Here is a 14064-nt window from a genome sequence, read left to right on the forward strand (position 1 = left end):
CATCAGCGCGGCGCCGGGCCCAACTGGGCCCTGTGCATTTTTCAAATGCACAGGGAACGGGCGGGAGCCCCCCCGCCCGCCGTTTTATTCAGCGGCCGTTGCGCTGGGATTGTTCGGATGCGCGGTCCAATTTCCATATTCGCCGCTGACCACCTTGCCGGTGCGCGCATCGATCTGGCCAACCGGAACCTCTTCCATCGTGATGCAGCCCTCGATGGGGCAGACATTCACACAGAGGTTGCAGGCCACGCATTCGTCGTCCTTCACGGTAAAGGTCCGATCCGGTGACATCGCAATCGCCTGGTGGGAGGTATCCTCGCAGGCGGCAAAACAGCGGCCACATTTGATGCAATCGTCCTGATTGATCTTCGCCTTGGCCACGTAGTTCAGATCGAGATACTGCCAGTCGGTGACATTCGGCGTCGCCATGCCCCGGAAATCCTCGATCGACGTATAGCCCTTTTCGTCCATCCAGTCGGACAGGCCGGAGATCATCTCCTCAACCACTTTGAAGCCATAGGTCATCGCCGCCGTACAGACCTGTACGTTGCCTGCGCCAAGCGCGATGAACTCCGCCGCGTCGCGCCAGGTGGTGACGCCGCCGATGGCGGAAATCGGCAGGCCGGCGGTCTGCGGGTCGCGGGAAATCTCGGCCACCATGTTCATCGCAATCGGCTTGACCGCGGGGCCGCAATAGCCGCCATGGGTGCCCTTGTCGCCGATCATCGGCTCTGGTGCCATGGCATCCAGATTGACCGAGGTGATCGAATTGATCGTGTTGATCAGCGACACCGCATCGGCCTTGCCCGCATGGGCCGCGCGCGCCGGGTGGCGAATGTCGGTGATGTTCGGCGTCAGCTTCACGATCACAGGTTTGTCGTAATACTGTTTGCACCATTCGGTGACCATCTGGATGTATTCCGGCACCTGCCCGACGGCAGAGCCCATGCCCCGCTCGGCCATGCCATGCGGACAGCCAAAGTTCAGCTCGATCCCGTCGCAGCCGGTTTCGGCAACGCGCGGCAGGATCGCTTTCCAGGCCGCTTCTTCGCAGGGCACCATGATCGAGGCGATCAGCGCCCGGTCCGGATAATCCTTCTTGACGCGGGTCATCTCCTCGAGGTTGACCTCCAGCGGGCGGTCGGTGATCAGCTCGATGTTGTTGAGCCCCAGAAGCCGACGATCCGCGCCCCAGATCGCGCCATACCGCGGCCCGTTGACGTTGACCACCGGCGGCCCTTCGGCACCCAGCGTCTTCCACACCACACCGCCCCAGCCGGCCTCAAAGGCACGGCGGACGTTGTATTCCTTGTCGGTTGGCGGCGCCGAGGCGAGCCAGAACGGGTTCGGCGACTTGATACCGAGAAAGTCTGTTGTCAGATCAGCCATTTGATCTCTCCCTGTTTGCTAACTGTAGAGACCCGCTGTTGCGGCGCCTCACACAGCGGCTTCAGCCCATGAGGCTTGCGTGGATATCCTCGGCCGCGTCGCGACCTTCGGCAACGGCAGTCACGGTCAGGTCTTCGCCACCCGAAGCACAATCGCCCCCGGCCCAGACCCCTGCCACCGACGTGCGGCCGGTCTCGGTGACCTTGATCTTGCCGCCGGCGATGTCGACCGTTTCCGGCGCATCCTCCAGCGTCTGACCAATCGCCTTGTAGACCTGATCGGCCAGCAGGCGCACCGTCTCGCCGGTGCCAGAGACACGGCCGTCGACCACTTCGGTATATTCCAGTTCGATCTCCGCCGCCGTGCCCGCGCCGATGATCTGCTTCGGCATGACGTTGAACATCAGCTTCACCCCTTTGGAGGCCGCGAGATCCTGTTCGAACCGGCTGGCACCCATGGCACCGCGATCCCGACGGTAGGCGATCGTGACGTTTTCCGCGCCCAGAAGCTTTGACTGCACCGCGGCATCCACCGCAGTCATGCCACCGCCGATCACCACCACGTTGCGCCCCACGGGCAGCGCAGTGAGGTCTTCGGCCTGGCGCAGTTCGGCGATAAAATCGACCGCGTCGCGCACCCCGTCCATATCCTCGCCCGCGGCCCGCAGGCTGTTGACACCTGTCAACCCGATGGAGAGGAACACCGCGTCATAATCCGCTTTCAGACCCTCCAGCGTCAGGCCGTTGCCAAACCCCTTGCCATACTCGACCGAGATACCACCGATCTGCATCAGCCACTCGACCTCGCGGGCGGCGAAGTCATTGGTGGATTTATAGGCCGCGATGCCAAATTCATTGAGACCGCCCGCCTTGGGTCGGGCCTCGAACATCACCACGTCATGCCCCTTCATCGCCAGGCGATGCGCCGCAGAAAGCCCGGCAGGGCCGGCGCCAACCACCGCGACCGTCTTGCCGGTGCTGGCGGCGCGGGTGAACGGATGAACCCCTTTCGCCATCAGCTGGTCTGTCGCGTAGCGCTGCAGGCGACCGATCTCCACCGGTTTGCCTTCGGCCACTTCCCGCACGCAAACCTCCTCGCAGAGGGTTTCGGTCGGGCAGACACGGGCGCACATGCCGCCCAGAATGTTCTGGTTCAGGATCGTCTTGGCCGCGCTGTCTGCGTGACCGGCCTGGATTTCCCGAATGAACTGCGGAATGTCGATCGAGGTCGGACAAGCCGTCATGCAGGGCGCATCGTAGCAAAAATAGCAACGATCCGCCGCCACGGCTGCCTCATGTGCATCGTAGGGGGCGTGCAGATCCCCGAAATTCTCGGCAATCTCGGCCGCGGACAAGCGTGCGGGCCGGACTCCGGATGCCTGGTGGCTACTCGCCATTGGGTATCTCCCTCTTGGTGGTCGTCTGGGTGTTGGACAGTCTGATTTCTTGTTTTGTTGAACCTAGAGTGCCACAGGTTGATTTTTTATCAACTGGTAAAATTTTGGACCCTGAGGTTTTTTTCTTGAAATACCCGCAAGATGCCACTCAAAGCATTGAAACAACGTAAAATTAACCTGTGCCTAAAAGAGAAGCAGTCCGGTTGCGCGCGTCTCCGACCGCGCCAGATTGGCACATTTGGCCCGGCCCAGGACGCAAAACGGGGACCTGAGTGCTCTCAGATCCCCGCCAAATCACTGCAAGTCAGGCGCTGCTGCGCCTACTGCATGCCGAGCGCTTCCTTGTACATCTCAAGAACGGCTTCTTCTTCGGCAATGTCGTCAGAATCGCGTTTGCGCAGCGCGATGATCTTGCGCAGCACTTTGGTGTCGTAACCGCGCCCCTTGGCTTCGGCCATCACCTCTTTTTGCTGTTCGGCAATCGCCTTTTTTTCCTCGTCCAGCCGCTCGAAACGCTCAACGAACTGGCGCAGCTCGCCTGCGGTGACACGGTAGTTGTCGCTCTTTTCGTCTTCGGTCATGTCCATGGGGGTGCAGCCTCCGCAATTTGCCTCATTCGTCCGGTTTGCAACCGGTTGAGGCAGAGGGATACAGGGCGACATGCCGCCCCGCAAGGCTCTATAGTGCGGCGGGCCACCCCCGCGCGATGCTTGCACCGGCGCGGCCACTCGGGTAGGCGCTAGCACAGCTTGCCGCCCGCACCGGTCGGGCCGGTGCTGCGACGCTACGCAAGGAGGATCGCGAAATGGAAACCCTGATCTGGGGCGGCGGTGTCATATCGCTTCTGGGGCTGCTGGGCGTGTTGTCCTGCGTCTTTACCGTCTCGCGCGCCAAGCGCAAAAACCTGAGCGACGAGGAGCTTCGCGCAGCCCTGAAATCGGTGCTGCCCAGGAACCTCGGCGCGTTGCTGCTGTCGGTTCTCGGCCTGATGCTGATCATGGTTGGTCTGTTTCTCCGCTGACCGCCGCCGACTGAAGGCGGGGCGCGGGCCAGAGGGGGGTCTGCCCCCGGTGGCCCGAGATCCTGGATCCTGTCTTTTACGGGGGGGGCGGCCGCGTACCAATCGCCGGGGCATGGTGCCGCCCGGGCGATCAGTCTTGGTTCCGGTCCCGTCAGGCCCGCTCCTCCGGGATGTCACCCGGTGTCAAAGCAGGCAGATATCTGCGGACCGTCCAGCGGTCAGACTGGCATATTGTCGAAATGTGTTTCGACCAGTTCGTCATGCAAGACTTCTTCGGTCCGGCGCAGATGCCCGGGCACATGCATGCCCGACGCCCTGATCCGTGTCATCACTTTGGAAAACTCGGGCGCGAAGTCCAGGCGCCCGATCTCGGGTGCGCTGCGGATCTCTTGCTCAAGACGGCAGGCACGTTCCAACAGTTGCTCCGTGGTCATATGGTACTCTCCTCCCCTACTCACCAACAAAGCCCGTCTGAAGACCGGTCACGAGCTTCGTTTCACGGCACCAGTCTACAACAGTCTTAGGTTGCATCAATAACAGGGAGATGAAATTTCAACTTTAAGCGCCTGACCGCCGAAATTGTCAAAAAAATAGGCATGCTGCAACGTAGCGAAATTCAAGGGCTTTTCGCGCAGGTGCAGAAAACTTTGGCTCAGCCGCGTGCAAATTTCTATTTCTGGTTGTGCTGGCGCACTTGACAATTCGGGGTGATTTACAAATATGAATTTACGAATGTGAGTTCTGAACGGCGATACGCCGGAAGACAGAGAAAGATGACGGATGCCACAGGATTGGATTTTGGGACTACTCGGGGGTGCGCTGATTGGCTGCGCGGGAGCGCTCTATCTGCTGGGCGCGGGGCGCATTATGGGGGCCAGTGGAATTGTCGGCGGGCTTGTGGATGGCACCGCCCGCAATACCTGGGCCGAACGGCTGCTGTTTCTGGTCGGCCTTGTCGGCGCGCCTGTATTGGTGACGCAGATATTCGGCCTCAGTCCCGCCACCAACGCCACAGGTCCGGGCGCGGTGCTGATCGCTGCCGGATTGTTGGTCGGGCTGGGCACGCGGCTTGCCAATGGCTGCACTTCGGGCCACGGAGTCTGCGGCATTTCACGCCTGTCCCCGCGCGGCATTGTTGCCAGCCTTTTGTACATCGGCGCGGGCATGGCGACGCTTGCCCTGCTGCGGCAGGCCTGGGGTCTGATCTGATGCTGCGTTTCGGGTTTTCACTGATCTCGGGCGCACTGTTCGGGCTGGGGCTGCTGATTTCAGGCATGACCGACACCAAAAAGGTACAGGGGTTTCTGGACATTCTGGGGGCCTGGGACCCCACCCTTGCCTTTGTGATGGGCGGTGCATTGGTGCCGATGGCCCTCGCCTGGCGCTGGACCAGAGGTCGCGCGCCGCTGGTCGGAGGCGCCTTTCCCGCCCTGCCCGCAGCCCCGTTGGATCGCAACCTGATCCTCGGCTCCCTGCTCTTTGGCATCGGCTGGGCGCTGGCCGGGCTTTGTCCCGGACCGGCGCTGGCCTCGCTCAGCTTTGGCGGCGCTCAGGGCTTGCTTTTTGTGGCCGCCATGGCGCTTGGCATGCGGATTGCGCCTGCGCTGCGCTTGGTTCTGGACCGGCGCGCAGCAAAGGCGTAAAGACAGCGTTATGGATGCACGCACGCTTACCCCCCGCTATTCGGTTTCTCCCCAGATCTCTGTGGAGGATGTTCCCGCAATTGTTGCCGCCGGCTACACCACGGTGATTTGCAATCGCCCGGACAGCGAAGTTCCCCCCAGCCATCAGGCCGCCGCGATTCGGGCTGCGGTCGAAGAGGCGGGCCTGACCTTTCTGGAACTGCCGCTCACCCATCAGACCATGACGCCCGAGAACGTCGCCCTGCAACGCAGCTATTACGACGCGGCGGCGGGTCCAGTTCTGGCCTATTGCGCCTCCGGCACACGGTGTTCGGTGGCCTGGGCACTGGGTCTCGCGGGGGAGGTCGCGGTCAGCGACATCATGACCACCACCCAGAACGCCGGCTATGATCTGTCCGGCCTGCGCCCCACTCTGGAAGAGCTGGCGGCGCAGAAAAGCTGACACGCTGACGCCAAGAGCCGGTTGCGGCCGGCCTGTCCGGCGGCCGCTGCACCATCCTGCCCCGAAGCCCTAGTGCGCCGCCCCCGCGTTTGCGGCGGCGGTACCGATTTCTGCCGGGTTGCAGCTGCTGTGCGTCGGCCTAGGTGCCGGTATTGGGAAAGTCGGAGTTCAGGCCGGCCAATTCCGAAATTTCTGACGCTGTATCGTCGGGATTGAAATCTCCGAAATCATTCTGCGGCAGTTCCGACAGGTCCGGCAGCTCCCCCATGGCACCAAAGTCGCCCATGGGCATATCGCCGCCCTCAAGCCCGCCACCGAGGTCATTGCCAAGGCCACCGCCGAGATCGCTGCCGAGATCACCGCCGAAATCGTTGCCCATCTCGCCGCCAAAGCCGCCGAGACTATCGCCCGGCTCCTGCAGGCCATGGGCCGCGATGGACAGACCCATCGCGTTGTCCTCTGCAGCAGGTGCTGCGCCGCCTTTCCCGAGGCTGTCGGAAAACACGCCTTCTTCGATGGCGAGCATCGCCGTGCGCGGTTCATTCAACCGCACCGCCCGCGCGCCTTTCATCTGGCCGAGCCGCCCCTTGGCCATCGCATTGCCATTGATCGCCACCAGATCGGTTTCATAAAGGTAAGCCTGATCCAGATAGAGCAGTTCGCCCTTTTTCAGGGCAGCAAACTGGCGCAAGGGGATGCGCATCTTGCAGAGAACGGCCGTCAGTTCGGCCCGCATCGACCCAACGCTGGACCCCAGGCGCGGGCCACGCACCTTGTCGGCATCATCAAATTGCTGCACCGAGGGTTCCGGCAGGACCAGGCACATCTCGCCCTGCATCTTGCCACCATCCAGATCGACATTCAGGTTTATCACGCGATAATCATCCGCCTCCATACCGAGGACAAGCGTGCGCACATCCTCGACCTGAGCGCCGAACCTATACCCTTCAAAGATCCGCAGATCGGTTTGATCCTTCAGCAGCGCGGTGACGCGGCCAAACAGCTTTTCCAGAAATTCCGCCACCATCGCCGCATCGGTCGGCGTATAGGTGCGCTCACTCGACGACATGCCGAGGACAGCCCCCATGGTCTGCTGCTGAATGAGAGCGGTCACGGTCGCGGCATCCAGTGTGGCGGCACCAATCCGCCCCTGCGGGCAATCGAGGACAACCAACAGATGTTTGTTCGACAACAGGCCGGTCAGGTCTTCGGGCACGCGGTTGGTCTGGCGCGCCGCAATCACGGCCATCGGCAATTCGCACAGGTCTTCGGCAGCACGGGCAACAGAGCGACGCAACGCCTTCAGCGTGATCGACCCACCGGTCCCGCTTGTCCCTTCTTTCGAGGCAGCAAGTTTACGCGCCAGTCCCCCGACCGCGCGCTTGCCATCCTGCGTTTGATCCTTGTCAGTCATAAAATGAACCTGAGCCTTCCGCACCCTTATAGAACTGGTTCTAGCTTAGAGCTGGTTACCAAGACCTTTACGGAATTCAGAGGATTTCTTCTATTTTCGTCTGAATCGGCAAAGTCACTCGGAATCCGGCCCCGCCCTGTCTCGGCAATAACGAGATATCACCGCCCAGACGTCGCATGATTTCACGGCAAATCGCAAGGCCAAGTCCCGCACCACCTGCACGTTCAGGTGTAACCCTTGAAAATTTCTCGAAAATGACCTTTTCGAAGTCAGCGGGAATGCCATCGCCATTGTCCTGCAAATCGACATGGATCACCTGTTCCTCAAATGTCACGCCGATTTGCAATTTCGGATCCGGAGCGGTGCAGTATTTTTGCGCATTGGCGATCAGGTTGATGAAAACCTGCGACAGGCGGTCCACATCGGTTTCCAGCTCAATCGCCTCCGTCTTGCGGTCGCGCACTACTTTCAGCTCGCTTTCTGCCCCCGCCAGCGCCGAGGACATGGCATGGTCCAACACATCGCTCAGACGGCGGCGCGAGACATGCAGCGTCACCTGGCCGCTTTCCAGCACGCTCAGATCCAGCAGATCATTGAGAAGACGGGTCAGCCGGAGGGCCTCGTCATGGATGATCGAGGCGTATTTGTGTTGTTCTTCCGGACGCAGCCCCCAATCGTCCCGCAGGATTTCCGAAAACGCCCGCACAGAGGTCATCGGCGTGCGCAATTCATGGCTGACCTGACTGAGAAACGCATCCTTCTGTTCCGAAAGCTGTGTCAGTTTCTGGTTGGTTTCGCGCAATTGCCGCGCCGTCCGCGACAGTTCCAGAGACTGGGCCTCCAGACGGCTGGAATACTCCAGAAGTTGCGCCGATTCGTCGGCCACCGCCAGCAGATCCTCGACCGAAACCGCAGCCCCGCTGACAATCTGGCCAATCATCGCATGCGCGGCCGCCGCACCGATGGAGGCGCTGAGTTCGCGTTCCAGTTGCTCCAGAAAGGCCGGTGTCGGCTCTGGCAAGGCCCCCTGCCCGCCCTGTCGATCCGCCGCCGCCTGAAAAAACGACTGCGCCTCCTGCGGGCCGAGGATGCGCTGCGACATGATCATCAGGTCTTCGCTTTGGGCGACAGATCCGGTCCAGCCACCGGGGCCGGCCGAATGGTCAAAGACATGCACGAATTGCGCGCCCTGCAGACGCTCCATCGGGCTGGGAAAGCTGAGCACAGACACCAGGCAGAAGGCGAGAACATTCAACGACATCGACCAAAGAACGCAATGCACGATCGGATCAAGTCCTTCGATCCCGAACAGGGCCTGCGGACGCAACCAGGCCAGGCCGAAGGGGCCCTCTGCCAGGGTCGAGGCCGAAAAGACGCCGCCGGCCACCTCTGGCAACAGCAGCGTATAGCCCCAGAGGCTGAAGCCCACGAACAGCCCCGCCAATGCCCCGGCGCGGGTGGCGCCGCGCCAGAACAGCCCGCCCACCAATGCCGGCAGGATCTGCGAAATGCCGGAGAATGAGATCAACCCGATGGCCGCCAGCGCCGCGCCGCCGCCCGAGATCTGGTAATAGGCATAGCCAAGCGCCATGATCGCAGCGATGGAAAACCGGCGCGCAAACAGCACCACGCTGCGCACGTCGCCAGACACCGACGCGCCCCCAAAGGCATCCGTCGAGCGCAGCCAGATCGGCATCACGATATGGTTCGACACCATGGTCGACAGGCTCATGGCGGCCACGATCACCATCGAGGTCGCCGAGGAAAACCCGCCCAGAAACGACAGCATCGCCAGCCCGTTCTCGCCCTGCGACAGCGGCAGCGTCAGAACAAACAGATCGGGGTTTGACCCCTGGGGCAGCAGCTCCAGCCCCAATGCCGCAATCGGCACCACAAAGATCGAGATCAGCAGCAAATAGGTCGGAAAGGCCCAGGCCGCGATGCGCAGGTGGCGCTCGTCTTCGTTTTCGACCACCATCACCTGAAACATCCGGGGCAGACAGACAAAGGCCGCCGCCGCAAGAAAGGTGATCGCGGTCCAGCGCCCGCCATTGACCTGCCATTCCCCCAACGGAGAGGCGTCAATGCGCGCCAGCGTTTGCGACACGCCGCCCGCCAGCCCCCAGACAACAAAGATCCCCACCGCCACAAGCGCGATCAGCTTGACCACCGCCTCCAGCGCGACCGCCATGACGACGCCGTGATGGCGCTCGTTGGCATTGAGGTTGCGGGTGCCGAACAGGATGGCAAAACAGGCCAGACCGGAGGCGATCCAGAAAACGGTGCCGGTCTCATTGTAGCTGCGGGTCGGGTCTGCGGCGGCAAAAATCGAGACGGACAGCGTGATGGACTGCAACTGAAGCGCGATATAGGGCGTCACCCCCACCACCGCGAGCAGGGTCACGCCGATGGCCAGCACGTTGGATTTGCCATAGCGCGCCGACAGAAGATCCGCGATCGAGCTGATGCGCTGGCTGCGCCCCACCCGCACCAGTTTGCGCAGGCCCCACCACCAGCCGATCATCACCAGCGTCGGCCCGAGGTAGATGGTGATATATTCCATACCCGATCGCGCCGCATAGCCGACCGCGCCGTAAAAGGTCCAGGCCGTACAATAGATGGACAGCGACAGGGTGTAGATCAGGGGCGAGCCCATAAACCGGGCGCCCCGCCCGCGCAACGCCATCCGGTCGGCCCAGAAGGCAACCGCAAAGAGGATCGAGACATAGCCAAGGCTGACCATGGCCAGCAAATTCAAAGAGGTCATGACGGCCGCTCGCGATCCGCTTCGCCGCCCGTCTGCGGCGGCATCGGATCATCCGTCGCGGCCTCCTCCAGCCTGGCGGCCGGGATCGTGGCCGTCGGCGGGGCGGCGCGGTCACTCAGGGGATCAGAGATCTCTGTGGTGTTCCGGCTGCCGGTCCAGTGCACCGCCCACCGGCGGACCGCATAGGAAAACCCGACCGAAAAGACGATCAGCCCGACCCAGACGGTAAAGATATAGATCATCGCCGAGGACATGCTGGTGCCCTGTGGTCCTGCGCTGTCCCCTGTGCCGGAGCCGGACCCGCCGTCATGCTGGGGCCACAACAGCGGTATCAGGAACAGCAACGCCCCGATCAACGGCGCCAGCCGCGCGACATCCATCAATCGGCGACGCCGGTAGGTGCGCTGTTCCACAAACGGCGTGCGCAGTTCGTCCTTGCTGCCGGCCCCGTCCGAACGGATCATCGGCGCAGGCTCAGCCGGAGCCGCGCGCGCTGGCGCTTTGCAGGGCCTGGGCGTTCAGGTCACGGACAGCGGTCAGGACCTCGGCATTTGAAAACGGTTTCGTCATGAAGCGGGTCACGCCTGCGCGCTCTGCCATTTCACGATCTTTCAACTGCCCCCGCGCTGTCAGCATCAGCACCGGCAGATGAGCCATCGCCTCTATCTCGCGGATTTCGCGAATGATTTCCATTCCGCTTTTGCCCGGCAGCATAAGATCCAGAATCACCAGATCCGGAGCTGCGGCCTCGATCACCGCCAGCGCATCGCTGCCATCTGCATGCACATCCACCGTCCAGCCCTCACGCGAGAGCAGGAAGCGGATCGCCTCTGCAATATTGGCTTCGTCTTCGATTAGAACGACTCGTCCAGCCATTGTCCCTTTGATCCTCCCTTTGCACCGCGCCGGTTTTCCGGTTCCTCCCGGTGCAGGCCGGATCTTGCACCAAAGCTGCGGCGCTGTCACCCGGCAGTTACAGGGACACCGGTTCGAGCTCCTGCGACCCGCGCAGGATCGACGGTTCACGCCGCGCCGCACAGCCCCGTCGCACACAGATCCGGCAACTGGCCCCGACCGGGCGCGACGCCTGTGCCTCCGGCTCCTGCGGGACACCCCCGTCCTCCGCGCCCTCGGCCGAGGGGCCCGGCAGGATCAGCATGGCGGCGCGGCGCACCGGATCGGTGTCAAAGGTCAGTGGTTCTGCCGCCCAGGAAATTGCAAAACACAGGGTATCGCGCGCCGCGCGCCCCTGTTGATGGACCTGGCGCCGGATCGGCACATCCGGTTGTGACAGGGCGGTAAACAGCGGCCAGAGCGGACAGGACGCGCCGAACCGCGGCAAGGAAAACCCCGCCACCGGCTTGCGAAACAGAATCGACCCGGAGGCATCGCAGACCACCAGCCCGGCAGGTTGCCCCAGAACCTCTTCCGGCAGGGCCGCAAGCCGTCGCAGGACACGGTGCACCTCGACCCCGAACTCCCGCGCCAGCTGGCCCGGTCGCATACCGACCCGCGTCAGCGCCTCTTTGAAAACCCCCAGGGGCATGGCGCGGGCGTCGACCTCGTAGTCCGCCAGCGCCGAGGCGGCCAGCTTTTGCGCCGCGCGCCCCTCCAGTTCCGGTGCCTGATGGGCCAGCTCTGCCGCCGTCGCGGCCCCGGTTTCAAGCTGCGGAAAGTGAAACCCACGGGCGGTGAAAAAGGCCTCGACCTCTTCTTGCGGGATGCCGCGCCGCTCGCTGCCCTGATCGCTGTCGTCCAGAAACCGGACCAGCGCCCGGCTGCTGTCGGCCAGACGCTGGGCATCTTCGTCGAGGTTGCGGTGGAACCGGTCGCGCCATTCGGCCTCCAGCTCGCCGGGCTCTGCCAGAATGGCCGATGTGGAGCGGATCGCCGCCGCCGTCGAAAGCACCTCGTGCAGGGAGGCCGCCAGATGCGGATCATGGGTCAGCCGGTCCGACAGACCGCGCACCGTGCGTTCCAGCGCACCGATGCGGGTGTGAGTCTCGGCCAGCACCTCGGCCCAGCCGGGAAAACGGCCCGCGAATTCCTCGACCCGGTCCAGTTCCGCCTGTGGCCGCCGGGCATCGACCGCCGCCTCACGCAGGGCGGCCACCAGCGTCGCCTCCGCCCCTTCGGTCAGCACCGAAGGCTCCACCCCAAGCGCCTGCGCCAGCGTCACCAACAGTTTTCCGCCGATTCTGCGCCGGTTGTGTTCGATCAGGTTGAGGTAGGAGGCAGAGATCCCTACATCCTGTGCCAGGTCGGCCTGACGTATATTCAACATCAAGCGCCGCTCGCGGATACGACTTCCGGTCAGGCTGTCGGCTGTCATTGTGATGGCTCCGGTCTAAAACCGCCCCTTATCAAGGACTTTCTGCACGGCAGAATAAGGAAATTTACAAGCGTCCCATGCGCTGTGTGTATTTCTTTACAGGAAAACCTCTAAAAACAAGGGTTTTATTGCGCGGATTTACAATAGCCCCCCATACTCATTTTGCACATTGTTGCAGGAGGTGCGCGAAGTGAGGAGTCGCGCATCGCCTTATTCATCCTAGGGAGGAAACTCATGTCCAAGACAGACGTAAGCCGTCGTGGCCTGCTCAGAACCGGTGCCGTTACGGCAGGTGGTCTGGCTCTGCCAACCATCTTTACCGCGCAAAGTGCTTCGGCCTTTACCAATGATCCAACTGGCGGCACCGTCACACTCGGTTTCAACGTGCCGCAGACCGGTGCCTATGCAGACGAAGGCGCCGACGAACTGCGCGCCTACCAGCTCGCCGTCGAACACCTGAACGGTGAAGGCGATGGCGGCATGCTCAACACCTTCAGCTCCAAGGCGCTCGAAGGCAACGGTATCCTGGGTAAGAAGGTGGAATATGTCACCGGTGACACCCAGACCAAATCCGACGCGGCCCGCGCCTCAGCGAAGTCGATGATCGAAAAAGACGGCGCAATCATGATCACCGGCGGTTCGTCCTCCGGCGTTGCGGTTGCTGTCCAGGGTCTCTGCCAGGAAGCGGGCGTCATTTTCATGGCGGGCCTCACCCACTCCAACGACACCACCGGCAAAGACAAGAAAGCCAACGGTTTCCGTCACTTCTTTAACGCGTACATGTCCGCCGCCGCGCTGGCACCGGTGTTGAAGAACCTCTATGGCAGCGACCGCAAAGCCTACCACCTGACCGCAGACTACACCTGGGGCTGGACGCAGGAAGAATCGATCAAGGCCGCCACAGAGGCGCTCGGCTGGGAAACCGTCAACACGGTCAAGACCCCGCTCGCCGCGACCGACTTCTCGTCCTATATCGCACCGGTTCTGAACTCCGGCGCCGACGTTCTGGTTCTGAACCACTATGGCGGTAACATGGTGAACTCGCTCACCAACGCGGTTCAGTTCGGCCTGCGCGAAAAGCAGGTAAACGGCAAGAACTTCGAAATCGTGGTGCCGCTCTACTCCCGCCTGATGGCGAAGGGTGCGGGCGAAAACGTGAAAGGCATTCACGGGTCCACCAACTGGCATTGGTCGCTGCAGGACGAAGGCTCCAAGGCGTTCGTTCGCTCCTTCGGCACCAAATACGGCTTCCCGCCCTCTCAGGCGGCGCATACCTGCTACGTGCAAGCGTTGCTTTATGCGGATGCCGTGGCGCGTGGCGGTTCCTTCAACCCCTGTTCGGTTGTCGAAGCCCTCGAAGGGTTCGAATTCGACGGCATGGGCAACGGCAAGACACTTTATCGTGCCGAAGACCACCAGTGCTTCAAGGACGTTCTGGTTGTGCGCGGGAAAGAAAACCCGACCTCCGAGTTCGACCTGCTGGAAGTTGTCGAGGTCACCCCGCGCGAGCAGGTCGAGTATCCTGTTGACCACCCGATGTTCGCAGGCGGCCAGCTCGGCTCCTGTAACCCCGGCGCGTAAGCGAGAGCATTAAGACAGGTCGGGCGCGCAGGCCGCGCCCGACCCCCCTTCTCCCGCACAGTTTGGTCTACCTTAATCG

At 62.3% G+C, this 14064-nt stretch carries 14 protein-coding genes; 5 read left to right on the plus strand and 9 right to left on the minus strand.

The annotated features are described in order from the left end of the window. Window positions 1-84 precede the first annotated feature (84 nt). The 3 genes from preA to TRIHO_RS13905 form a co-directional block, all read right to left on the minus strand. A complete protein-coding gene (gene preA / locus TRIHO_RS13895) occupies window positions 85-1389 on the minus strand; it encodes an NAD-dependent dihydropyrimidine dehydrogenase subunit PreA (protein WP_068244828.1) in 1305 nt (434 codons plus the stop codon). A gap of 61 nt (window positions 1390-1450) precedes the next feature. After that, a complete protein-coding gene (locus tag TRIHO_RS13900) occupies window positions 1451-2785 on the minus strand; it encodes an NAD(P)-dependent oxidoreductase (RefSeq protein WP_068244830.1) in 1335 nt (444 codons plus the stop codon). Window positions 2786-3105: 320 nt separating this feature from the next. Continuing rightward, on the minus strand, window positions 3106-3372 hold the full coding sequence (locus TRIHO_RS13905) for a DUF2312 domain-containing protein (protein ID WP_068244832.1): 267 nt from the start codon (window positions 3370-3372) through the stop codon (window positions 3106-3108). A 218-nt stretch (window positions 3373-3590) separates the two neighbouring features. On the opposite strand from TRIHO_RS13905, the gene TRIHO_RS13910 reads away from it, so the two are divergent. Further along, the gene (locus TRIHO_RS13910) at window positions 3591-3806 is read left to right on the plus strand and encodes a hypothetical protein (RefSeq protein ID WP_068244836.1); all 216 of its coding nucleotides are present in this window, start codon (window positions 3591-3593) and stop codon (window positions 3804-3806) included. A gap of 218 nt (window positions 3807-4024) precedes the next feature. On the opposite strand, the gene TRIHO_RS13915 is transcribed toward TRIHO_RS13910, so the two are convergent. Further along, window positions 4025-4240, minus strand: coding sequence for a hypothetical protein (locus TRIHO_RS13915; protein ID WP_068244839.1), 216 nt, complete (start codon window positions 4238-4240; stop codon window positions 4025-4027). Window positions 4241-4586: 346 nt separating this feature from the next. On the opposite strand from TRIHO_RS13915, the gene TRIHO_RS13920 reads away from it, so the two are divergent. From TRIHO_RS13920 to TRIHO_RS13930, 3 genes are read left to right on the plus strand one after another with little or no spacing between them, the layout of a single operon-like run. Further along, window positions 4587-5015, plus strand: coding sequence for a YeeE/YedE family protein (locus TRIHO_RS13920; protein ID WP_068244842.1), 429 nt, complete (start codon window positions 4587-4589; stop codon window positions 5013-5015). Next, entirely contained in the window at window positions 5015-5449 is a 435-nt protein-coding gene (locus tag TRIHO_RS13925; protein WP_068244845.1) for a DUF6691 family protein, read from the plus strand. The genes TRIHO_RS13920 and TRIHO_RS13925 overlap by 1 nt, the downstream gene beginning before the upstream one ends. Window positions 5450-5459: 10 nt before the next feature. Beyond that, window positions 5460-5891 (plus strand): TIGR01244 family sulfur transferase, encoded by a 432-nt coding sequence (locus TRIHO_RS13930; RefSeq protein ID WP_068244848.1) that lies wholly within the window; start codon window positions 5460-5462, stop codon window positions 5889-5891. Between the two features lie 139 nt (window positions 5892-6030). Here TRIHO_RS13930 and TRIHO_RS13935 read toward each other — a convergent pair whose 3' ends face one another. The 5 genes from TRIHO_RS13935 to TRIHO_RS13955 all read right to left on the minus strand — a co-directional run bounded on the left by TRIHO_RS13935 (window position 6031) and on the right by TRIHO_RS13955 (window position 12404). Continuing rightward, complete coding sequence (locus TRIHO_RS13935) at window positions 6031-7305, minus strand: FliM/FliN family flagellar motor C-terminal domain-containing protein (RefSeq protein WP_068244849.1); 1275 nt, start codon at window positions 7303-7305, stop codon at window positions 6031-6033. 76 nt (window positions 7306-7381) lie between these two features. Beyond that, entirely contained in the window at window positions 7382-10072 is a 2691-nt protein-coding gene (locus tag TRIHO_RS13940; RefSeq protein WP_068244852.1) for an ATP-binding protein, read from the minus strand. Next, window positions 10069-10536, minus strand: coding sequence for a hypothetical protein (locus TRIHO_RS13945; protein ID WP_232367792.1), 468 nt, complete (start codon window positions 10534-10536; stop codon window positions 10069-10071). The genes TRIHO_RS13940 and TRIHO_RS13945 overlap by 4 nt, the downstream gene beginning before the upstream one ends. Before the next feature lie 10 nt (window positions 10537-10546). Continuing rightward, on the minus strand, window positions 10547-10948 hold the full coding sequence (locus TRIHO_RS13950; protein WP_068244854.1) for a response regulator transcription factor: 402 nt from the start codon (window positions 10946-10948) through the stop codon (window positions 10547-10549). A 97-nt stretch (window positions 10949-11045) separates the two neighbouring features. Further along, window positions 11046-12404 carry a helix-turn-helix transcriptional regulator gene (locus TRIHO_RS13955; RefSeq protein WP_068244856.1) on the minus strand — a complete coding sequence of 453 codons (1359 nt, stop codon included), beginning with the start codon at window positions 12402-12404 and terminating at the stop codon, window positions 11046-11048. A 234-nt stretch (window positions 12405-12638) separates the two neighbouring features. On the opposite strand from TRIHO_RS13955, the gene TRIHO_RS13960 reads away from it, so the two are divergent. After that, on the plus strand, window positions 12639-13985 hold the full coding sequence (locus TRIHO_RS13960; protein WP_068244859.1) for a substrate-binding protein: 1347 nt from the start codon (window positions 12639-12641) through the stop codon (window positions 13983-13985). Window positions 13986-14064: the final 79 nt, after the last annotated feature.

The sequence above is a fragment of the Tritonibacter horizontis genome (genome assembly GCF_001518015.1).
GTDB classification, from domain to species: domain Bacteria; phylum Pseudomonadota; class Alphaproteobacteria; order Rhodobacterales; family Rhodobacteraceae; genus Epibacterium; species Epibacterium horizontis.